The 21,549-nt window shown below is 58.4% G+C and carries 15 protein-coding genes and 1 pseudogene; 12 read left to right on the top strand and 4 right to left on the bottom strand.

Annotation, left to right across the window (positions count from 1 at the left end):
- The first annotated feature begins 37 nt into the window (after positions 1-37).
- Both BXY53_RS05630 and BXY53_RS05620 read left to right on the top strand, forming a co-directional pair.
- Positions 38-1,090 carry a YeeE/YedE family protein gene (locus BXY53_RS05630; protein WP_119060885.1) on the top strand — a complete coding sequence of 351 codons (1,053 nt, stop codon included), beginning with the start codon at positions 38-40 and terminating at the stop codon, positions 1,088-1,090.
- Positions 1,091-1,282: 192 nt separating this feature from the next.
- A complete protein-coding gene (locus BXY53_RS05620; RefSeq protein ID WP_210209154.1) occupies positions 1,283-2,506 on the top strand; it encodes a tyrosine-type recombinase/integrase in 1,224 nt (407 codons plus the stop codon).
- A gap of 109 nt (positions 2,507-2,615) precedes the next feature.
- Here the strand turns inward: BXY53_RS05620 and BXY53_RS14405 are convergent, their stop codons facing one another.
- Positions 2,616-3,101, bottom strand: a complete 486-nt coding sequence (locus BXY53_RS14405) for a hypothetical protein (protein ID WP_425359180.1) — start codon at positions 3,099-3,101, stop codon at positions 2,616-2,618.
- Between the two features lie 152 nt (positions 3,102-3,253).
- Positions 3,254-4,177 (bottom strand): annotated as a pseudogene (locus tag BXY53_RS05610) (IS5 family transposase); the annotation flags it as partial.
- Between the two features lie 464 nt (positions 4,178-4,641).
- Here BXY53_RS05610 and BXY53_RS05605 point away from each other — a divergent pair.
- From BXY53_RS05605 to BXY53_RS05595, 4 genes are all read left to right on the top strand, one after another.
- Complete coding sequence (locus BXY53_RS05605) at positions 4,642-6,411, top strand: AAA family ATPase (protein WP_245410368.1); 1,770 nt, start codon at positions 4,642-4,644, stop codon at positions 6,409-6,411.
- 203 nt (positions 6,412-6,614) lie between these two features.
- Positions 6,615-6,776 (top strand): hypothetical protein, encoded by a 162-nt coding sequence (locus BXY53_RS14100; protein ID WP_170144353.1) that lies wholly within the window; start codon positions 6,615-6,617, stop codon positions 6,774-6,776.
- Positions 6,777-7,255: 479 nt separating this feature from the next.
- Positions 7,256-7,690, top strand: a complete 435-nt coding sequence (locus BXY53_RS05600) for a hypothetical protein (protein WP_119060882.1) — start codon at positions 7,256-7,258, stop codon at positions 7,688-7,690.
- 172 nt (positions 7,691-7,862) lie between these two features.
- A complete protein-coding gene (locus tag BXY53_RS05595) occupies positions 7,863-9,017 on the top strand; it encodes a tyrosine-type recombinase/integrase (protein WP_119060881.1) in 1,155 nt (384 codons plus the stop codon).
- A 227-nt stretch (positions 9,018-9,244) separates the two neighbouring features.
- Here BXY53_RS05595 and BXY53_RS05590 read toward each other — a convergent pair whose 3' ends face one another.
- On the bottom strand, positions 9,245-10,342 hold the full coding sequence (locus tag BXY53_RS05590) for a terminase large subunit domain-containing protein (protein WP_119060880.1): 1,098 nt from the start codon (positions 10,340-10,342) through the stop codon (positions 9,245-9,247).
- Positions 10,343-10,825: 483 nt separating this feature from the next.
- On the opposite strand from BXY53_RS05590, the gene BXY53_RS05580 reads away from it, so the two are divergent.
- From BXY53_RS05580 to BXY53_RS05570, 3 genes are all read left to right on the top strand, one after another.
- Positions 10,826-12,307: a hypothetical protein gene (locus BXY53_RS05580; RefSeq protein ID WP_147361509.1), complete on the top strand. Its 1,482-nt coding sequence runs from the start codon at positions 10,826-10,828 to the stop codon at positions 12,305-12,307.
- A gap of 363 nt (positions 12,308-12,670) precedes the next feature.
- A complete protein-coding gene (locus BXY53_RS05575; protein WP_119060877.1) occupies positions 12,671-12,979 on the top strand; it encodes an invasion associated locus B family protein in 309 nt (102 codons plus the stop codon).
- 1,353 nt (positions 12,980-14,332) lie between these two features.
- Positions 14,333-15,259, top strand: coding sequence for a glycosyltransferase family 2 protein (locus BXY53_RS05570; protein WP_147361508.1), 927 nt, complete (start codon positions 14,333-14,335; stop codon positions 15,257-15,259).
- Positions 15,260-15,460: 201 nt separating this feature from the next.
- Here BXY53_RS05570 and BXY53_RS05565 read toward each other — a convergent pair whose 3' ends face one another.
- On the bottom strand, positions 15,461-17,278 hold the full coding sequence (locus BXY53_RS05565) for an ABC transporter ATP-binding protein (RefSeq protein ID WP_170144352.1): 1,818 nt from the start codon (positions 17,276-17,278) through the stop codon (positions 15,461-15,463).
- A gap of 582 nt (positions 17,279-17,860) precedes the next feature.
- Here BXY53_RS05565 and BXY53_RS05560 point away from each other — a divergent pair.
- The 3 genes from BXY53_RS05560 to wecC all read left to right on the top strand — a co-directional run bounded on the left by BXY53_RS05560 (position 17,861) and on the right by wecC (position 21,499).
- A complete protein-coding gene (locus BXY53_RS05560) occupies positions 17,861-18,925 on the top strand; it encodes a glycosyltransferase family 2 protein (protein WP_147361506.1) in 1,065 nt (354 codons plus the stop codon).
- Positions 18,926-19,061: 136 nt separating this feature from the next.
- Complete coding sequence (wecB, locus tag BXY53_RS05555; RefSeq protein ID WP_119060873.1) at positions 19,062-20,246, top strand: non-hydrolyzing UDP-N-acetylglucosamine 2-epimerase; 1,185 nt, start codon at positions 19,062-19,064, stop codon at positions 20,244-20,246.
- Positions 20,243-21,499 (top strand): UDP-N-acetyl-D-mannosamine dehydrogenase, encoded by a 1,257-nt coding sequence (wecC, locus tag BXY53_RS05550; RefSeq protein ID WP_119060872.1) that lies wholly within the window; start codon positions 20,243-20,245, stop codon positions 21,497-21,499. Before wecB ends, wecC begins: the two co-directional genes overlap by 4 nt.
- Positions 21,500-21,549 lie beyond the last annotated feature (50 nt).

The raw sequence follows: 21,549 nt of genomic DNA, 5'->3' as shown, positions 1-21,549 counted from the left end.
GGCGCGCCGCCGGATCGACGTCCCAAAAGGACGGGCAATGCTTGATAATGTACCCGCCACGATCCAGGTCGCATCAATCGGTCTGATCGGCGGTCTCCTGCTTGGCCTTGCGGCGCGCTTTGGCGGTTTCTGCACGCTGGGCGCTATCGAGGACTTCCTTTACAAAGGCGATGAAACGCGCCTGCGCATGTGGGCGCTGGCCATTGGTGTGGCTATCACGGGCAGCTTCGTCCTAATGGGCTCGGGCGCGCTCGTGCCAACAGAAGCCGCCTATCTCCGGTCGGGCTGGAACCCGCTCGCGAGCATCATGGGAGGGTTGGTGTTCGGATACGGGATGGCGCTGGCCGGCACCTGCGCCTACGGAGCCCTGGCCCGGCTGGGCGGCGGCGACCTGCGCGCCTTCGTCATCGCTGTCGTCATGGGCGTGTCTACATTGATTACCCTCTCGGGCCCGCTTGCCGAACTGCGGCTATGGATGTTCCCCGACGTGCACACCACGGTGCCGGGCGGCTATGCTCACGCGCTCACAGGTGTGCTGGGCATTCCGCCCGCAACTGTCGGCATCACCATCGGGCTTGCAGTCATCGCGCTCTCGCTGGCCTCCTCCGTGCTGGTTTCGCAGCCCCGGGCGATCCTCTGGGGAGGCGCTGTGGGCGTCGCCGTGGTGATCGGCTGGGCTGGCACAAGCCACGTCGCCTATGAGAGCTTTGGCGCGGTGCCGGTGGTCAGCCATACCTTTGCTGAACCCCTTGGTGACAGCCTGATCTATCTGATGACCGCATCCGGCACACCCTTGAGCTTCGGTGTCGGCGCGGTTGCCGGCGTGATTGCGGGGGCGGTGATAGGCTCGGTCGCAAAAGGGCATTTTCGCTGGGAGGCCTGCGAGGACCCCCGCGAACTGCGCCGGCAGATCGCAGGCGCGGCGCTAATGGGCGTCGGCGCGGGCGTGGCGGGCGGCTGCACGATCGGCCAGGGCATTTCGGCGTTTTCCCTCCTTGCCTACGGCGCGCCCCTGACCCTGGCCGCGATCATGGCCGGCGCGGCGCTGGGCCTGCGACAGTTGATTTCGGGTCTGATGCCAGCGCGCTAACGCGTCCGGCTGTATGGATTTGAAAGCCAAGTCGTTGATTTCGTTGGTGGGCGCACTAGGACTCGAACCTAGGACCCGCTGATTAAGAGTCAGCCGAATAGGCCTCGCTCCACAACACACCGTTGCTCGCTTTAACCTTCTAGAAACCTGTTTTTACAAAGTTTTCTGGCTCAAAGCTGCAAAGCACCGCACGTGCTTACACCTCCAATATTGCTTCCCCAGCGCTTCCCCGATACAAAAATGCTTCCCCGGTGCAACCCCAAGGGAGGCCAACTGATGACGTCATCTGCGCTGACCGAGAAGGGCGTTGAGCGGCTCCGTCCGGACCCCGCCAAGCGTGTTGAGGTGTGGGATAAAACCCTGCCGGCATTCGGTCTGCGCGTGACGCCACGCGGGGTGAAATCATTCGTCGTGATGCGGCGCGTGAACGGCCGGAACAAGCGCATCACGCTTGGCCGCTACCCCGAGCTGAGCGTCAAGCAGGCCCGCGACAAAGCCCGGACCTTCCTCGCTGAAATGCGTGACGGGCAAGATCCGAGCGCCGCGATTGCAGCGCGCCAGACATTCGAAGCGGTGCTGGAGCAATTCCTGGAGCGTCATGTTCGCCCGAACTGTGGCCCCCGGCATGCAAAGGAGACCGAACGGATCCTCCGTCGAGAGGCATTGCCGCGCTGGGGACACTGGCCCATTGAAGACATTCGGCGCGCACATGTCATCGATCTCCTGGATACCATCAAGGACCGCGGCGCGCCGATCATGGCGAACCGCGTGAAGGCCGCGCTGTCAAAGCTGTTCCGCTTCGCAGTGGAGCGTGGCCACATCGATATGTCGCCCCTGCTTATGGTGTCCGCGCCAAGCCGCGAACGCGCCCGCGAGCATGTGCTCAGCGGCGACGACCTCAAGGCCGTGTGGGACGCGGGCAATGCGTTCTCATTCTGGACAGGGCGCTGGTTCCGATTCCACATGCTCACGGCTCAGCGACTTAATGAGACCGCCGCGCTGCGTTGGGCTGAGATCGACTTGGAAAAGGCGCTCTGGGTTCTGCCCGCCGAGCGCAGCAAAAACGGGAAGGTTCACTCGGTCCCGTTGCCGGCGCCTGCCATTGCGCAGATCGCAGACCTGCCCCGCTGCTGCGAGTATGTGTTTTCGACGACGGGCAAAGGGCCGATCCATCCGAGCAGCAAGCTCAAGAAGCGGCTGCAAGCTGCAAGCGGTGTGGACGGCTGGACTTTCCATGATATCCGCCGATCCGCTGCCACCTGGCTTGAAAGTGTGGGCTACAGCGAGAAGGAAATCGCTCTCGTGCTCAATCACCAGCGCGCGACCGTCACATCCATCTATGCGCGTGCCGACCTGTTAGAGAAAAAGCGCGAGATGTTGGACGCCTGGGCAGCCCACGTTTCCGGCCAAACCTAATTGTGCTGCATTAGGGATGCTTTTACGCAAATGCTGTGTATTGAGCTTTGCGATCTCGTATCGCGCGCCGCAGAGCGGCCTTTTGGTGGTTGGCGCCTTGTATCGTGCGCTAATGTTCAACTTTTAAATACCTCCCATGAAGGATGAAACCGCAGCTGAAGAGAAGCTGCTGGATGAGCGCGCCCTTAAAGCGCGCGGCATAACCTACTCGCGCTATCACAAAAAGCGTCTCGAAGATGCCGGGAAGTTTCCCAAGCGCATACGCTTCGGGAACCGCGTCTTCTGGCTCAAGTCGGAAATTGACGCCTGGATTGCTGATCGCATTGCAGAGCGTGACGACGGCGCAGCTTAGCGGCTCGCCGGTCGTTTTTGGTGTTGGTGTCCAGTGAGGGCACCGCTCGGTCGTGAGCCGGGCACCCTTTCCACCAGAATTATTCTTCACATGACGACACAATCTATCGAATTTCTGCGCGCCCTGCTTGGGCAGGAGGAACCTTACCACCTTGTGGCGATCGCTCTTGCCGACGGTCCCAGTAAGCTTACGGGGCGGCTGTTCGCCGCCGAAGCCGGCGACCGTATGATCAAGTTTGTCCACGCTCAAAACGTGCGCCGCAAATGCAACCTATACTTCACACTGAACCGCGTTGACAGCCTGCCAAAGCACGGCAAGGCCAAAAAGTCCGACATCTCAGCAGTGCGCGGCTACGGCATCGACGTTGACCCGCCGACCGATGGTCCAGACCTGGATGCGTGGCGCGCCGTGCGCTTGTCGATCGCCGAATGCCGGGCCTTGCGCGCCACATGCGGCGTCACCGCCATCGCCCTGAGTTCGTTGACAAAATCCTTGGCGTCATACCCCTTGTCGGCGCCCAGGGTGATCCGTCTCGCCCTGTCGGCGCGCGTCTCGATCATCGCCAGCGCCGCGTTCCGTTCGGCGGCGCCGCCCGCCTTGCTCACCGCGGCCGCCACGACCAGGCCGTGCCGGTTTTCGATCAGCGCATGCCCCATGAAGCACAGCCTGGTCGGCTGGCCCGGGCCCTTGCGGTAGAGCCGGGCGTCGGGATCGGTGGTGCTCTCATGTGTGTCGTTCCTGCGGGCCTTGCCGTGGAAGTCCGCTTGCGCGCCAGCGCCCCGGTCCGGGGGTTCGTCCGAGCCGTCCTTCGCGCGGACCGACTTCATCGACGCCCACGCCTCGACAAGTGTGCCATCGACGGGAGCCGCAGGCCGGCGCGAACGCGACGAAAAGTGATCGTCGCTCAGGAACCGGCGCACCTTCTTGTGGCGCAGCACGGCTTCAAGGAACCTGGCCGCCACATCGGCTTCGAGCAGCCGGTCGCGGTTCTTCGAGAAGGTGGAATGGTCCCAAACCGGATCGTCGATGCCCAGACCGACAAACCAGCGGAACAACAAATTGTAGTCGATCTGCTCCATTAGCTGGCGCTCGGAACGGATCGAATAAAACGCCTGAAGCAAAGAGGCGCGCAAAAGCCGCTCCGGCGCAATCGACGCGCGGCCCCTGCCTTCATAAAGCCGCGCGAAGTCAGCGTCGAGATCGGCCAGCGCGTCGTTCACGATCTCGCGGATCACCCGCAGCGGATGTCCCGCCGGCACCCGATCCTCAAGGTCTATATAGCTGAACAGCGATCCACTCGTCTTGTCCGATCCCCGCATCGCGCCCCTCCATTGCCGATGCAACGACAGAATCATGTTCGCTCAGGCTTGCCAAGCTCCGAGAAGTTCAACAGTTTGTTAGTGAAGATTTTACGCGATCTCTACATTATCTACTGGTATCAGCTCGCATGGTCGCCGCGCAGCGGCGTTTGGTGGTGGGCGCGTTGTTTGAGCGCCAATGTTCAACAGATATCAATCATGAATGAACGCTGGACAGCCACTTTTTTCCGCAGCTGCGTTAACGTCGCGCGAGATTACCTCCCCACGCTGGGACCTGAAGCGGCTTGAAAACAACGCGCGATCCCCGCCGCGCGTCAAGCTCAGCAATCGGCCCATCTGGCTCGAGTCCTAGCTCGACGCCTGCATGACCGAGTGCGACGGTGAAGCCGCTCAGCGGCTCGCCGGTCATTTTTTGGTGTTGGTGCCTGTGAACGGCACTGCGTATCCACCAGTCTCCGCAACCAATGAAAAATTACCATGCGGCCGGCTCGGTACCGAACGCGAAGACGCTGACCCAATCGCTGGGTGGCACGTGGCACGACGATAGCGGCTACGGCACTGCCTGCTGTCCTGCCCATGACGACAAGAAACCCAGCCTGTCGATATCGCCTGGAGACATGCGCCGTGTGGTGGTGCACTGTCACGCCGGATGTGGTCAGGAGGCGGTCATCGGCGCGCTGCGAGAGCGGGGCCTCTGGCCTCAAGAAAGCGGCGCGATCTATGACTACCGTGATGCCAGCGGCACACTGGGGTTCCAGGTCGTGCGCCGATCGGGCAAAAACTTCCGGCAGCGTCAGCCCGATGGCAAGGGCGGCTGGATCTGGAACGCGAAGGGCGCTCCACTGCTCATTTATCGGCTGCCCGAGGTGCGGGAGGCCATCACGGCCGGCCGAACGATTTTCGTGACAGAGGGCGAAAAAGATGCCGACCGGCTCGCCGGGTTTGGCCTGACCGCGACCTGCAATCCCGGCGGCGCGGGCAAGTGGCGGGCGGAGTACTCAGCCCACCTTCACGGCACGCATGTCGTGATCCTGCCGGACAATGACGATCCCGGCCGGAAGCATGCACATCAGGTCGCCGCGTCCCTTCAAGGCTGGGCCAAGAGCGTGCGCGTCCTTAATCTGCCGAGCCTGCGCGAGAAGGGCGACGTGTCGGACTGGCTGGATGCGGGCGGCACTGTCGATGAGCTGGAGCGGCTCGCGGCCAGCACTTCAGAATGGTCGCCGCCTCCAGAGACCGATGAAGCGCCCCATACGATCCCGCTGATACCATTCCGCGAACTCGCACCAGAGACCCGCCGGCGCGACCTGATACGGGGCCTCTTCCCGCTGGAAGGGCTGAGCGTAGCTTGGGGAGAGCCGAAATGCGGTAAAAGCTTTTTAATCCTGGACGCGCTGCTGCACGTCGCGCTGGGGTGGGAGTACCACGGCCGGCGTGTCGCACAAGGGGCGGTCGTCTATTGCGCTTTCGAGGGCCAAAGGGGGGTGCGCGCGCGTGTCGAGGCATTCCGGCGGCATCACCGCCTGGATGATGCGAACCCGCCATTTTATCTGATGCCGGCGACACTCGATCTGATCGGCGATCACAATGCTTTGATCGATGCGATCGGGGCACAAATCGGCGATACGCCGCCCGTTGCGGTCTGCCTTGATACCCTCAATCGCAGTCTTCGCGGCAGCGAAAACAAGGACGAAGACATGTCGGCGTACATTGCCGCGTGTGACGCGATCCGCGAGGCGTTCGATTGTGCGGTGATTGTCGTGCATCACTGCGGTGTCGAGGGCACCCGACCGCGCGGGCACACCAGCCTGACAGGCGCGGCGGATGCCCAGCTCGCAGTAAAGCGTGCCGCAGACGGCCGGATCACCGCGACGGTGGAATACGTCAAGGATTTCGAGGCCGGGGAGCAAATCGCCTGCGAGCTGGAAGAGGTCGATGTTGGTATCGATGAAGACGGCGAGACGATCACCTCGTGTGTCGTCGTCCCAGCCGATGTCCCGCTCAAGGACGCTTCAGCCAAAGATGGGCCAAAGCTGACCAAAAACCAGCAGACCATGCTCGACATCCTGCGCGAGGCAGGTCCGGACGGCCTTACAACCAGGGCGTGGAACGATCGTGCCCGCGGAGCAGGTTTGGGCGTGAACCGCAGAGCCCATCTTGCTGAGTTGCGAAAGGCACTAGAAGACAAGGGTTGGGTGATTGAGGGGGACACTGGCTGGGTTGTGCAGGGGTGAGATACGCCGGACCGTTCGAGGGGCGTTACGTACGGTTACGCCCCTTTCAAGGGGGGGCGTAACGTAACGTAACCTGTGCGCCCGGGCCTCTCCGTAGCGTAACGTAACCGTAACGTAACATCCGTAACGCATGAGGGACATTTGGCGAAAAAAAGAAGACTAACGGGACAAGGCCCAATCAGAGCAATTTTGAATAACGACACATGTTCGGTACGCCGGAGGCCATCGTTTACCCGCCCAAGCCGGACAAGGTGCGTGTCCGGCTTCATGCCATGCTCGCCGAAATGCGCGCTGCCGAGCGCCTGCCCTGGGACCGCAAGCGCGCGCAGCTCAACGCGAAGATCTTCCCGCAGATGGCCAATTGACTGCCGGAGAAGGAAGCCGCGCAGCTTTGCTTCGAGTTCGAGGCCGAGCTGGCACGCCTCGACGCGGCATAGGCGGCGAGCGATATAGGCTCCAGGACCGCGTAGTCTTTTCGGATTTGAGGGGCCAATTGCAGCGTCGGCGCGGAGACCAGGATCGGAACTCTCCCGTTCGAACAGATTCAATTTTATCTTAATGGGTGATGCCTTACCATCATGATAGTGCTTGTCCCGGCCACTTAAACCAGTGCTCAGGGTTGCGCGAGCGGACGGCCAAGGCAAGCCAGCTTTTACGCGCAGAGGGCGAGAATTCCTCCAGCCTTCCGCGTCAGTCAGGCGATGTCTAAAAGCCTGTATCTGAAACAAGCCTGCTTCAAGAATTGCAAAAACTTGTACCCGAGCGCGCTCGCCTTAGGCCGAAACGGCTGAGGTGTGCCCTATTACAATACGTAGATCGAGATACCGCGAGGAACCTGCCGGACTTGGATGCCGTTCGCCGTCGTCACTTTGGCGATGCACCAACGGTTCCTCGTGGGCTTGGTTTCATCGCCCTCGCGGCCGCCAAGGCCGCCGAGGGCGATGTTAATCTCCCGAATTTGGCGGATCTTGGCCTTGTGAACCTGACGGCGGAACGGGAGTTCACGTATCACCTCGATTTCGCGGGCATCTTTATCGACGACCTCACTGTCCGCTACATGCTGACCATCGACGGCCCGGACACGGTCGTCGCCGAAGACATCCGCATCATCGAGGAACATTACGAGCCGCAAGCCGGCCGCTTGCACATCGAGCGCGTCGAACATCCACTCGCGACACTAGCGGCCCGGTTCCCCGACCTGGCGCGGGACATCGAGCGCGCCGCACAAGCCGACGCCGACGACATCCCCTACATCGACCTCATGGACATGGTGCGGTGATGCCGGTCATGGATTACGTCGAACTACTCACCCTTGACGAAGCCCGCGCGCTGTTCACGGACGAGCCGCCGTCGCGGCGCTGGCTCTCGTCGATGGCGCGCAAGGTCGGCGCTTACGTGAAGATCGGCCGGCGCGCTTACATCACGTCTGATATTGTTGTGAGGATCAGGGAATGGCAAAACGCACATGGCGCCGCCGCGGCCAACAAGGCAAGTGGTACGTCCGTCTCACCGTCCCGGTCCGCGAAAACGGCGTCATCGTCCGCAAGCGCAAAGAACACCGGACGGGCTGCCATCGAAAGGCTGACGCAGAAGAAGTTGCCGACCAAATAGAGGCCGACTACTTCGAGGCCGCGCGTGTGAACCAGGCCCCCGACGGCTCCGACACGACTTTCGACGATGCCGTTGGCCTTTACCTCGGCAGAAACCCGAATGTCGAAGAAGCTAAACGGCTTGCGCCGATCGTCGAGGAAATCGGCGACCTTACCCTCGACAAACTGACCCAGGCCGAGGTCCAGCGCGTCGCGCAAAAGCTGAAAGGCCACTGCAAACCGAACACCCAGGCGCGCTACATTTACGTGCCGATCAGCGCTGTCTACAACAACGCCGTGAAAGCGGGCCTCGCGCCGCCGCGCAAATTCGAGAAGCCAAAGGGCTGGAACAAGGATAAGCGCGTCAAGTCGCCGCCGAACTGGTGGTACGGGGCGATCAAACCGTATCTCCGGCCCACGCTGTACGCCTTGTTGACGCTCAACGTCACGCACGGGCTGCGGATTTCCGAGGCCGTACGGCGAACGCCCGCGGACATCGACACGACGCACTGGCCGTGGCGGCTCAATTTGCCCGAATATGACAAGGCAGGCAATCCGGTCCAGGTCGTTCTCGCCGAACACGTCATCGAGGCGATCGAAGCGATCCCCAACTGGCGCGAGCAGAAATGGCTGTTCGGGACGTGCAGCAAGGACAACATCAACCGCGACATCAAGAAGGCGTGCGCGAAAGCCGGCGTCGATTATTACGGCTCGCATGCCTGGGGCCGCCACAAGGCCGCGCGGAATTATTTGGACGCCGGCGGTTCCCTGAAGGGCTTGCAGGATGCCTTCCGCTGGAAAGATCCCACCGTGCCAATGCGCCACTACGGCCATGAGGAACGGTCCGAAATCATCGATCGCGTCCATCAAGTCGGCGGCCAGTTCTTCGAACAGGTCAACAACCTAGAGTTGCAAAATGCCGCGGATGGAACAATCGGGCAGCCCGGAGCTGCTGTGGCAAATCTGTGGCAAACGCCACAACCGGGGCGAAAAAACACTTTTAAATCAACGGGTTAGCCAAATTGACATTCACTTTCCGAAGGTCGATGTCGTCGGCTCGATCACGATCACCCGCTCCATCTTAAATCCCTGATTTTGCTGTATTTTTAAACTTAAACAAAAGGTAAACGGCTCAAAGCATGTCGATGCTTGTCACAAACATACACCGTGAAAAATGTGACATGCACCGTGGCAAATGTGGGGTCAACCGGAACCCTCTCTTCACTATTTGTTCTGCTACTGTTTCAACCAGAATAAGGGGTAGCGATTACCCCAGGTCTGTGGTGTTGAACCGACGCGGCCAGGAACGGTTGCGCGCGCGACAGCTTCGGGACGGCGCCGGTCGCGATCGGGACGACGTGGAAGTCAGGCAACACGTTGCGCTGGTAGTGCTCGACGAGGGCCTTGCCGCTCGATCCCGGCTCTTGCTCGATGAGGATGGTCACGTCGCGGCCATCGGCTTCGGCGGTCGTGCGGACCATCTTCTCGACATCGGCCGGCGAGAGCTGCTTGCGCTTGACATTCATAATGTAGCAGCCGCTTGAGGGCGTGTGCTTGCCAAGAAGCCCGCCAACGGTCCAGTCGCCGCCCGCAGAGGTCGCGGCCAGGTCCCAGGCGCGGACCTTCTGCAATTCGGCTTCCTCGGCCATCGACAGCCGGTCGAGGATCTGGAACCACTCCGGATCAGTCAGCCCCATCGCGTCATCGAAGGGCTGCTGCTGATACATCGCTTCCCAAAGATAGGTGCCCGCGCGGGCTCTGCGGATCTGCTCCAGGCGCTTCAGGTCATAGCGCTCGGGGAATAAGGGCTCGCCCGGCTTGCGGCCGAGGGGATCGTTTTCCAGGGCTATTGCGGGAAGTGAGATCACCTCCCAATCGTCCATGCGCTGCGTGACGCGCCCAATCAGGTCGTCGGAGTGCCAGCGCGTGGCGACGATGATGACCGTCGCGCCCGGCTCAAGGCGCGTGTCGAGGTTTGCGAGGAACTGCATCCACTGGCGTTCACGAAACGCCGGGCTTAACGCTTCCGTAATGTCTTTTATGTAATCATCAATGATGACGAGGTGGCCGCCTTTGCCGGTGACGCCGCCATTGATGCCGAGAAAATGCGCCTCGGAACCCTTGTCGGTTTCGAACCGGTCCACGCGTGACATGTCTTCTCGGACATTCACGCTAAAAAGGACGCGGCGCGAGCGGATCGTGTCGCGCACCTTGCGGCCCCATTCCTCGGCCTTGTCCCCGTTGTACGAGATCAGGATGACGTGGCGCTCCGGGAATTCCTCCAGGAACCACGGGATCGCGGCCTCGCCCACCAGACGGGACTTGCCATGTCTTGGCGGCATGGAGATACAGATACGCCCGTTCCCGCGGCGCACGGCGTGCGCGATCTTGTAGCTCGCGAAGAGCAGGTGCTTGCCCGGATAACCGGGCGGCCTGGGCCGCCGGGGATCCGAACCGGTATCGCGGCATGTCTCATCCTAACCGCCACCTAACAATGCTGACTATCTTTGTTCCCCATCTGTTCCCCGGCTGCATCCATTAAATCTCTCGTAAAAGTGTCCGGACTATTCTGGCCTGTGCAGGGGCGAATGAGCGCTGCTGCCGCGCATTTCCAGCGCGTATGTGCAACGTGGGAAATCTAACTATGGAGCGTCAAATTGTACTTAACTTGCCCCTCGGCAAGTTATCTAGACGACCTTTCTCTGGACTTGTTTATTGCCGCGCAGACGCGCATCAGGAGCGCTGTGAAAGCTCTGTACAACTTCGCGCTTCCAAGACTGTCGAGCGGCTCACCTCACATCGTAGCTATTCGAAGGAGGTGCTTCATGGCTAAGCACCTCAATGGGAACGCTGGTGGCACCGGAAGTCCCGGCAGTAAAGCGGTTTGCGATCAACTCATCGAGCTGGTTCTCAATCAGCGCCAATGGCAACTGTGGCATTACGATGATGAGCCGTACGTCTCGTTCGTCATCGACGGACGCCAACAAACGCATAAACTCAACTCGCCGTGTACCAAACGGCGCCTTAGACATGAGTTTCGCAAGCGTTTCGGTCGCACTCCGAATAATACGGCCGTCACCGATGCACTGGCAATGCTGGAAGCCGAGGCCTTCGAAAACGGCTGGGAGCGGCCCATTCATGTTCGGGTCGCCAAACATGAGGGGGTGACCTACATCGATCTCGGTGACCAATCCTGGCGAGTTGTGAGTATCGATATGCACGGCTGGAAGGTTATCGAAGCAGCGGATGCCCCGGTTGTTTTTGTGCGCTCGAAAGCAATGCGGGCGTTGCCTGAGCCGCGAGCTGATGGCCGGTTGGACATGTTGACGAAATACATCAACGTCGCGCCAGAAGAGCTGCCCCTCGTTTATGCTTGGATCATCGCGGCATTCTGGCCCTCTGGCCCTTACCCTCTTCTTGTTCTCATCGCAGAACAAGGGTCTGGAAAATCGACACTGGTCCGGGCACTGCGCCGTCTTATCGATCCGAACAAGTCGCCGTTCCAGAGCCTTCCCAAGGACGAGGAAGGGCTGATGATATCAGCGAAAAACCGCTGGCTTCTTGCTCTGGATAACCTCTCGGATATCCGTCCCTGGCTCTCGGACGAGCTGTGCCGGCTCTCGACGGGCGGCGGTCTCAATAAGCGCAAGCTTTTCACCGACGATGACGAGGTCATCTTCGATGTGCAGCGGCCGGTGATCCTCAATGGCATTGCTGATATGGCCAGCCGTCCAGATCTGGCCGACCGGGCCCTCGTGTTGCGTTTACCGCGTATCGACGAGCGTCAGCGTAAGCCCGAGTCGGAGTTCTGGGCCGCGTTCGAGCATGACCTGCCCTATATCCTCGGGGCGGTATTCGATGTGCTGTCGGGGGTGCTCAGGCGCATCGAGGACGTCAAGCTCAATGAGCTTCCGCGTATGGCAGACTTTGCCCGGCTTGGTGTTGCGGCGGAGCCCGATCTACCGGTTGAACCAGGCTCGTTCATGCGTGCCTATTGGGACAATCAGGCAGGTCTGACCAAGGCCGCGGTCGACAACGACCCCTTCATCGCCGAGGTTGCGGCTCTGGTCCGCGGGCACGGACCGTGGGAGGGCACGGCCACTCAACTGCGTGATGCCATCTTGAGCCGGAGGAGCGATGATCAGCCGTCTGATGGTATGGTCCCACTGTCGCCGAACGCGGTCAGCACCCGGCTGCGGCGCTTCCTGCCCGCACTGCGTGCTGAGGGCATCGAAGTGGTTCTTGATCACCGAGAGCCGGGCACGGGCAAGCGCTTGATCCGGATCCGAGCAGCCGGGAAGCACTAATCTTTCGCTAAGCATAGGTTGGCTGTGACGTTCCGTGGCGCAGAGGCCTTCGACGCCTGTGTCACGGGGCGTCACACCTCGTTTCGCTGTACAACAAAAGATTCCGTGACGTTGTGACAGCTGTGACGAAATTAGTTCTATTTCGATTCTCTGGAAAAAGAAGAGAAAAAGGGAATAAAGAGCCGCCCTCACACCGTCACGACCGTCACACGTGTCACAGGGGCAATATTCGAGCAAGCCGAACGAATACACGTCACGCCGGCAACCCTGATGTCAAGGCTGTTCGCCTGGCCGGGGTTGTTGAGACAGAACATCTGCTAAAATACATTTCGGTGTGTATCCTGATACACTCCCCCGACGATAATGCTTAATTCTCATATATTCGTTAAAATTGGCTTAAGACTCACGACGAATACACCGCAATTTTGTGAGAACCATCGCCAAGACAGCCACCCCGCCTGCGACGAAAACCGCTGCCAGCTTTTCAGCGAAATCACGACCGAAGACGGCAACACCGTCGCCCGTGAGTTCTTCCAGAACCTTGAAGGCGCCAACGAGGAAACCGGTCTGATCGGAATCGCCAGCCTGACACTCGGCTTGTTCATCCCGTCAGGCGTGGCGCTTGACGTCGATCACGATTTTGTCTTCCGCGCCCATCAAGTCCCGGGATAAGACGTTCTCAACGATTGCATCCGTCCCCTCGGCGAACTCCCAAGTCCGGCTCTACAGCGATACCGACACACAATACGGCATTGCACATCCACTTCACGCTCCGCCCGTGGTCAACGTCCGGCCCGAACTCTCGGCTCGGTATGCGTATCCGGTCTATCGTGCCGCCCACCAGGCCCACAGGTCGTTCTCTATGGGAAGTTTCACGAACCCCGGTCGTCCCCATCCATTGCGCGCAGGCCAACGGGCGGCCGTGAATCCCAGGGTTGCCTCGCATAATGTTGTCAAATCCCTGACCAGGAACTCGACGATCCATGTCGGCAGCCCGCCGCATGCGCACGGCATTACGCTGGCGCGCCCGACGTCTTTCGTGCTTCATTAATCAATGCGGTGACGTATAAATTTGGCCTTTCCTTCCAGCTGGAACGGCCAACAGCGCGACGCTTGTATCGCGCGGGACAAGGGGCTTGCGTCTCATGCCGCTCGGTCCTCCCGCCAGCGCTGGCGGACCTGTGAGCCCGGTTAATGGCACACGCGTCAGCGTTCGCCCGCAAGCCATTGGAAGCGGTTTTTTGGGCCGGCCATCTGGCAGCCAGATCGTCCACCCCTGCGAACCTGCATAACATCGCGGCGTGTGCTCAAGAGGTCTGCGTGTTCGAGAAGACAACGCAACGGGACGTGTCGGCCACGTAACAGGCCACGTCTCACGGACGGCAAAATCATCTCAACCAGCGTCAATTTATCAGGCTGGGTTGGTCGGCGGCCGTAATTTAAAGGCGCCGCACGCAGACGCGACCAGCCGGCAGTTAACGTTTTGTGGACGAGCGCAAGAGCGTGGGACGTAGCGTAGTTTCGAGAATGGAAGATCGATCTGATTATAATGCGTATTCAGTCGTCTTCATGATCGTCATTCAGTCCAAAGATATGGGACACTACATTTCTGTTTACGAGTATGCACACACTACCGCCAAGATAAATCACACTATAGATCGACTCCGTTTCAAGATCGTTAAGCGGCAGACTACAGAGATACGATTTTTTCGTGCCAGGGGTTGGTCGCAGATGGTCCATCAGGGCATCCTTGGGCGGTCCTCGATGAGACGCGGCCGGGCAGAGCCTGCGGGCGGAGCGCGCCGAGAAGACCGTGCTGGCGTCGCCCGAAACCGTTGAACCCGAGCCCGGGTATCGGCGCGCCGATGCGCCCCTGTCGGATGCGGAGTGTCGCGCGCAACACAAAACCTGTGGCCGACGAGCAAACCGGTTACAGCCCGCTCATTATCCATAAACATTGTTCCCTTGCACTTCCTCAGCCGTTCGTTATCTTGCAGCGCGGATTACTAAGGGGACGGGTGAGAATTGATTACTGTCGCTATAGGTGTATGCACCGTTCATCGCCCGGTGATGTTGCAAAAGTGTCTGGAATCGCTCGCCCGGCAAGAGGTGCCAGTTGACGTAGCACCAACCATAGTGGTTGCCGACAACGAGGCGGCTGCATCAAACCGTGTCCTCGTCGAAAATTTTGTTACAACCTGTCCGATCCCAGTACGCTATATTCACGAACCGCGTCGCGGAATTTCGATGGCTCGCAATGCGATACTTGAAGCCGCTCTTGATTTAGCTGCTGACTGGATTGCCTTTATCGACGATGATGAGACTGCCGCGCCGGACTGGCTCGCCGAACTGATGGCCGCCGCAACGCGCTACAATGCGGACGTCATTCAGGGACGCGTTGAGCCTGTCTACCCCGAACCAACGCCGTTCTGGGTGGTGCGACCGACAAAGCGCAGAGAAGGAGAGGTCAGAACTTCCACGAGTACCGCAAATGTGCTGTTTTCTGCCTCGTTGATAAGACCGTCAGAGGCCGGCCTGCGCTTTGATGAAGATTTTGCTCTGACTGGCGGTGGAGACATTGATTTTTTTGCACGGGCACACAGAGCCGGAGCTTCCATTTTTTACTCTGATAAGCCGTGCACTTTTGAATACTGGCCTCCCGAGCGCTGTACGTATCGCTGGCAAATTTTCCGGGCATTCAGCGCCAGCGTCAACAACACGCGACGGGAGCGATCTGAGCGTTCGGCTTGGCGCCACGCGATCAAAGCCCTCACAACCACAATAGGCGGAGTGCTGACTTTGATCGAAGCGGCAATCTTTGCCCCAATATCAAGCCATCGATTCAAGAGGCAGGCGCTTCGTGGTGGCAAGCGTCTCGCCGCTGCTGCTGGGCGGATTGCGGCCTTGACCGGCTATCGGGCAGAGCCATACCGGCGCATTCGCGGCTTTTAGAACTTTGTGATGCTGAATGGTTCGCGTTTGTTTGATAATAACGATATGACCGGACGGATTGGCTCGCGAGCTTCTTAGGTGTTCGGAATCGCGATAGGGCGCCAAGCGCCAGAGCGTTTCCGGACGTGGCCCTATTTCAGCAACGCAGTTTGTCCGGCCCCGCACCGCACAATCGTGGCGAGGCTCTGAGAACGTCGGCGGTCACGCTGCGAACTGCAGCGCGACGATCTTCTCGTAGTAGGAATTGGTCGCGGCAAGCTCGTCGTGGCGGCCCTGAGCGGCGATCCGGCCGTCCTGAACCAGCGCAATGCGGTCCGCCTCCTTCACAGTCGACAGGCGATGCGCGATCACGAGCACGGTCTTGTGCTGTGCCTGCGCGCGGATGTAGTCCTTGATGAGCTGTTCGTTTTCCGCATCGAGCGCCGAGGTCACCTCGTCCAGCAGCAGGATCGGCGCGTCCTTGATGATCGCCCGCGCCATGTTGAGCCGCTGCGCCTGCCCGCCCGAGATCAGCGTGCCCAGTTCGCCGACGTCGGTGTCATAGCCCTTCGGCAGCGCGGCGATATCGTCATGCAGGCCGACCGCGCGGCAGGCCGCCTCGATCTGGTCCTGGCTGACCGCATGATTGCGCAAGCTCAGATTGTCGCGGATCGAGCCGGCAAAGATGAAGTTCGACTGGCCGACAAAGGAGATGGCGCCGCGCAGCGCGGCGTTGTCCAGTTCGGCAACGTCATTGCCGAACAGTTCGACCCGCCCCGCATCTGGCGCATGGAACTTGAGCAGCAGCTTGAACAGCGTCGATTTGCCCGCGCCTGACGGCCCGACGAGCGCGACCATCTCGCCCGGCGCGACCTCCAGATCGAGGCCTTTGAGCACCGGCGTCTTGTTGTTGTAAGAGAAGTTGACACTCTGGAACGCAATCGCCGGCGTCTCTGCAGCGCCTTCCTCCATCAGCGGGCCCGGAAGCAGCTTCGTTCCGTTGGCCTCGCTCTGATCTTTATTGAGCAGGTCAAACACCATCTGCACGGCCATGAAGGACCGGCGCAGCTTGACCCGCATCTGACTAAGCTTGCGTGCGGGATCAGTGGCCATGAGCAGGGCCGTCAGAAAAGACATGAAGGTACCGGCGTCGTAGCTGTCAGACATCATGCGAAAGCCGGCGTAGAGGATCGCGAGCGAGACGGCGGTTCCTGTAACGGTATCGAGCAATGGGCTCGGCGCTGCCTGCAATGCGGCCATGCGGTCACGTCGCTGACGGATCCCCTCGATAACATTAGCGGAGCTATTGCGCTGCGCGCCTTCAAGATTATAGGCTTTAACAATCGATATTCCCTGTACAGTCTCCCGAACCAGACGGTTCAAATCCGCAAAGCCGGCTAGCTCTTCCTTGCTGATGTCCTTCATCTTCTTCAGCAAAACGGAAACGCCATAAAACGCCGCAGGCGCCACCGTAAAACTGACAAGCGCTAGGATCGGATCCTGAATGAGCATCACGATGATTAATCCGATCAGCGTAGCGAAGTCGCGCAATCCGTTGACGAGCACGAGGTTCAGGATCTGGTTGAAGGCCTGTGCGCCCTGATTGAAGCGCATTAGCAAGGTATCGGAGCCGTTCTGGCTGAAGAAGTCGAGGCGCTGCGTCAGCACATGGCGTATCAGGCGTTTCTGGATGTCGGCAACCATGGCATTGGAGATACGCTGCGACAGCACCATCTGTAGGAAGATGCTGAAACCTCGGGCCGTGAAGATCGCCAGCACCATCAGCACCAGCGGGATCAGCATTTCGGCATTGCGGTCGACAAAGACTTCGTTGACGACATCTTTGACAAGCCATGCGGTGACTGCCGTCGCGGCCGAAGCAATGCCAATCAGCATGAAGATCAGCACATATCGCTTCCAGAATCGGTGAAAATACTCCCGAAAGATCTGGAGGAACAGCTCAACATCGCCCTCACGGATCTGCTCAATCCAGTTGGCGATGCGGTCGGCCCACCACTTCCTGGTCAGCAAACGGGGCATTGGGTCCTGCTCTCTTGCGTCATCCCTCGCGCGCCGGTAACGGCACCCGCGCATCGCCGATGGATAGAGCATGAATGCGGCAAAGGCAAAGACCGGATTGATTGGCAATAAGAAGAGCCACGCCGAACTGATATTGCAATGCTTTTCATGAATTTTCGTTACAATCCGTTACGGGAAGCGAAACCCGCGGTGGGGCTGGTCCCCTAATCATGATGATGCAAGGTGCTTTTCCGGGTCCACAGCGAGAATCGCTTCAACGCCAGGCATTTAGGACTGGGCGCAAGGATTGAGAAAACGCCATTTGCGCCTCAAGCACTTTGGGTGGGAACTGTTTCGTCAGCAAATTACGCAACGCCACGTCACAACTATGGGAGCGTGCGGGATTGCCATCATGCTGCTGCCTCGGTCCAAAGCTATATTGTTGCATAGGCTCAACAGGTAAATGAAATCTTCGCGCTTGCTTTTGCCACGGGCGATGGGTATTCAGCATGCGTGAAAAAGGCGCGCCAAGGCAGCGGCGAATAATGCTTTCAGCGCGCCGGGACGGCATAAATTGCTTGACCAAGGCTTTAAGGGGGCATCGTGCTGCGTAACGGGCGAGCGGATCAAGCATCGATCCCGGAAGATGAAAACAAAAATAGGTCGTTCGAGTCGGATGCTGACTGTCGCCCGCATCCCGATGTGGCTGTCTCTGAACATATGTGCGTCACAGTCTGCACTCGTGAGCGACCACAAATGCTCATGGCGTGCCTGCGCTCCGTGTTGCCCCAGCTCGAAGCTTCTGCAGCCAAAACGTCGCTGGTGGTGGTCGAGAACGATGACCGGCCCAGAAATCGCGGGGGGGGGGGTTTCGACCTCGCTCACCAGCATCCCTCAGTGCACGTCGAATACCGCCTGGAGCCCGAACTCGGTATTCCGTTTGCCCGCAATACCGCGGTTGAGACGGCGCTGGCGTTGGGCGCCGACTGGATTTTCTTCATTGATGATGACGAGGAGGCCTGTGACGGCTGGTTTGAAGCGCATCTCGCCGCCATTCGCGCGTGGGATGCTGAGATGTTTCGCGGACCCGTAAAATACATTTATCCGGACGATCAGCCGGAATGGCTGCGGATGCCGGAATTCGACGGCGGGCCAACGGGCTCGGTGGTGAAGGCCGCATACACTGGCAACCTGGCTGCCAAAGCCTGCATTTTTGCCGGCGACGGCCTTGGTCTGCGGTTCAGTTCCCAGTTTCGGTTTTCAGGCGGCGAGGATGTCGACTTCAGTCGCCGCGCCGTTGCTAATGGTGCCTGTGTGCGATGGGTGCGCGAAGCTATCGTATCAGAGGTCCAGGACGGAAACAGACTGACCGCAGGTTGGTTCCTCAATCGGGCGGAACGAAAAGCTGCGGTCAAACTCATTTTGCTGGCTCAAGATCGTGGAAGGGGCGCGGCGGGGAGGCAAGCATTGGTCCGTTGCCCGCGCTTATTTCTTCAAGCCGGTCTTAAAATGCTCACGCTTCCCTTTCTCACGCTCACTTCGAAGCGATCCGGTTCAGAGATCTTCCTCAGGGCGAGGCTAAAACTTTACTGCGCTCGTGGGTACATACGATGCGTTTCGTATTGTTTGCCTGATCCTTACGCATACATCGAAGATCGACGAAATTAAGCTGCAATGCATGCTTGCGAGCACTTGAGACGTTGACAAGTAACTTTCTTGAGACCGATAACGAACAGATAATCACCTGCGTTATTATGTCAGTGAATGCCCTCGTCAGACTGTTCGACGGACAAATAGGTTGAAAATGCTACGTTTTTTCAACAGCCGGTCATTTCATATTTTGTGTCTTATCGGAACACGGCCAGAAGGCATAAAAATGGCACCGGTGATACGCAAGCTTCAGGACCAACCTTGGGCGGAGATAACGGTCGTTACCACCGGGCAACATGGCGAACTAGCTCCTCAAGTTCTTGACCTGTTCGGCGTTTCTGTCGATTTCGATCTGCAGGTAATGCAGCCTAATCAAACACTGAGCCGTCTGAGTAGCCGAATTCTTGAAAAAATTGATCCGCTTCTTGAGGAGAGGAAATTTGATCTCGTGCTAGTTCAAGGCGACACGACATCCGTTTTGGCCGCCGCTTTGGCTTCGTTCTACCGAAAAATTCCTGTTGGACATGTCGAAGCGGGATTGCGTACATTTAATCTTTCGACCCCATTTCCAGAAGAACTCAACCGCGTTGTCACAGGAATTGTAAGTAGTATTCATTTCGCACCGACGGAGCGTGCGAGGGATAACCTGTTAAGCGAGGGGAAAGATCCGTCTTCGGTACATGTCACAGGCAACACCGTAATTGATGCGCTCCTCGCTCTGGCATCCCAGGATTTTCCCTGCGAATTTCCTACGCGATCAAACCGTCGACTTATTTTGGTCACGGCGCATAGGAGAGAAAATTTTGGCGCGCCAATCCGGTCTATTTGTCACGCAATACGCTTAATCCATGATATATGGCTGGATGTTGAGTTTGTTTTTCCTGTTCATCCTAATCCAAATGTCGAAATTCCAGTACGAGAATTACTAAACGACTTGCAGCGAGTTCATATCATACCGCCGGCTAGTTATCATGACCTTGTTACGATAATGAAGCGCGCTTATCTCATCATGACGGATAGTGGTGGGATACAGGAAGAGGCTCCTGCACTTGGAAAACCTGTGCTGGTCCTGCGTGAGGAAACCGAGCGGCCAGAGGCGGTTGAAGCAGGTGTGGCACGGGTTGTTGGGACTGAGTGTAACCACATAGTAGGCTCGGCGAGGGATCTTTTAGATAATAAGGCCTCATATAATGCCATGTCACAAGGAGGGTCGCCGTATGGCGATGGCGCTGCGGCGGATCGCATCGTGACGCATTGCCATAACTTCCTTCTCGGACCTGAGACGCCGCATTCTGGCGCCAGGTTGGCAAACGCCGGATATAGAACGGACAGAGCATGACGTCTCCAAATGATGCCTTCAAAAAAATAACTGTGGTCGGGCTTGGCTACATAGGATTACCAACGGCAGCTACCCTCGCCACTCGTGGTGTTGAAGTTTTCGGCGTCGACATCAATGACGAAGTTGTGAGTTGCATAAATGAAGGTAAGGCACATTTTTCGGAGCCGGATCTTGACATCCTGTTGGAAGCGGCCGTCAGCACAGGGAAACTGCGCGCTTATTGTGAACCAAAGCCCGCTGATGCCTTCATTATTGCCGTACCGACTCCACTCCGTGAAGATAGGTCAGCTGATTTAAGCCACGTTGAAACTGCAACACGTTCAATTTCTCAGCTACTCAAGCCTGGCAATCTCATTGTTATTGAATCGACCTGTCCTGTCGGGACTACCGAGAAAGTTTGTGGATGGATTGCGGAGGAGCGTCCCGATCTCGAAGTCCCACGTGAACCCAAGGCAGGCGACATTCAAATTGCGTACTGCCCTGAACGGATCCTGCCAGGAAATATGGTTTTCGAGCTGGTGCACAATGACCGAATTATTGGGGGCGTGAGTCCAAAGTGCAGTGCGCGAGCCGAGGACCTTTACAGGCTGTTTCTGCGAGGCGAAGTACTCCGTACTAGTTCAGCGGTTGCGGAGTTAGTGAAATTAGCGGAAAACGCTTATCGTGATGTGAATATTGGATTCGCAAACGAGTTATCGAACGTCTGCGACAAGCTTGGTGTCGATGTGTGGGAAACCATCGAATTAGCTAACCGCCATCCAAGGGTTAACATTTTACGACCAGGACCTGGTGTTGGCGGGCACTGCATAGCGGTTGACCCCTGGTTTCTTATTTCCATGGCATCCGAGGTGACTCCTCTGATGAGAGCAGCTCGGACCGTCAATGACGAAAAACCCCGTATAGTGGTTGATGCAGTGCGCCGCAATATTGACCGTTTCAAGCGGCCGACCGTGGCATGTCTAGGTTTAGCCTATAAGCCAGATGTAGATGATTTGCGTGAAAGTCCCGCTCTCCAAATTGCCGAAACACTCGCTTTTGATGATATAGATCTTGTCATTGTTGAGCCGCATCTTCGTGTACTTCCCGAAACACTCGCTCAACGTAACAACGTCTCTAAGGACGACTTTAACGCTGCGCTGCGTAAGTCTGACATCGTTGTCGTTCTAACAGCACACAGCGCTTTCAGAGCGGCTTCACGAGAACAACTTCTCCGGCGAGTGGTGATCGACACAGTCGGTTTGTGGCAGAGCTAGACGTCGAGTTCTAAATCCAAAAAGGTCGGATCGTCGCGCGAAGGGGTAAC

It is taken from the genome of Dichotomicrobium thermohalophilum (assembly GCF_003550175.1).
Lineage (GTDB): Bacteria > Pseudomonadota > Alphaproteobacteria > Rhizobiales > Rhodomicrobiaceae > Dichotomicrobium > Dichotomicrobium thermohalophilum.
The sequence above is the reverse complement of the archived record's forward strand: the minus strand, read 5'-3'. Positions and strand labels throughout refer to the sequence as shown.

Coding starts and splice junctions, on each gene's coding strand:
- BXY53_RS05575 (WP_119060877.1), top strand. CDS start 12,671: ATGCTTAATTCTCATATATTCGTTAAAATTGGCTTAAGACTCACGACG.
- BXY53_RS14100 (WP_170144353.1), top strand. CDS start 6,615: ATGTTCGGTACGCCGGAGGCCATCGTTTACCCGCCCAAGCCGGACAAG.
- BXY53_RS05590 (WP_119060880.1), bottom strand. CDS start 10,342: ATGCCGCCAAGACATGGCAAGTCCCGTCTGGTGGGCGAGGCCGCGATC.
- BXY53_RS05580 (WP_147361509.1), top strand. CDS start 10,826: ATGGCTAAGCACCTCAATGGGAACGCTGGTGGCACCGGAAGTCCCGGC.
- wecC (WP_119060872.1), top strand. CDS start 20,243: ATGACGTCTCCAAATGATGCCTTCAAAAAAATAACTGTGGTCGGGCTT.
- wecB (WP_119060873.1), top strand. CDS start 19,062: ATGCTACGTTTTTTCAACAGCCGGTCATTTCATATTTTGTGTCTTATC.
- BXY53_RS05605 (WP_245410368.1), top strand. CDS start 4,642: ATGAAAAATTACCATGCGGCCGGCTCGGTACCGAACGCGAAGACGCTG.
- BXY53_RS05595 (WP_119060881.1), top strand. CDS start 7,863: ATGGCAAAACGCACATGGCGCCGCCGCGGCCAACAAGGCAAGTGGTAC.
- BXY53_RS05630 (WP_119060885.1), top strand. CDS start 38: ATGCTTGATAATGTACCCGCCACGATCCAGGTCGCATCAATCGGTCTG.
- BXY53_RS05565 (WP_170144352.1), bottom strand. CDS start 17,278: ATGCCCCGTTTGCTGACCAGGAAGTGGTGGGCCGACCGCATCGCCAAC.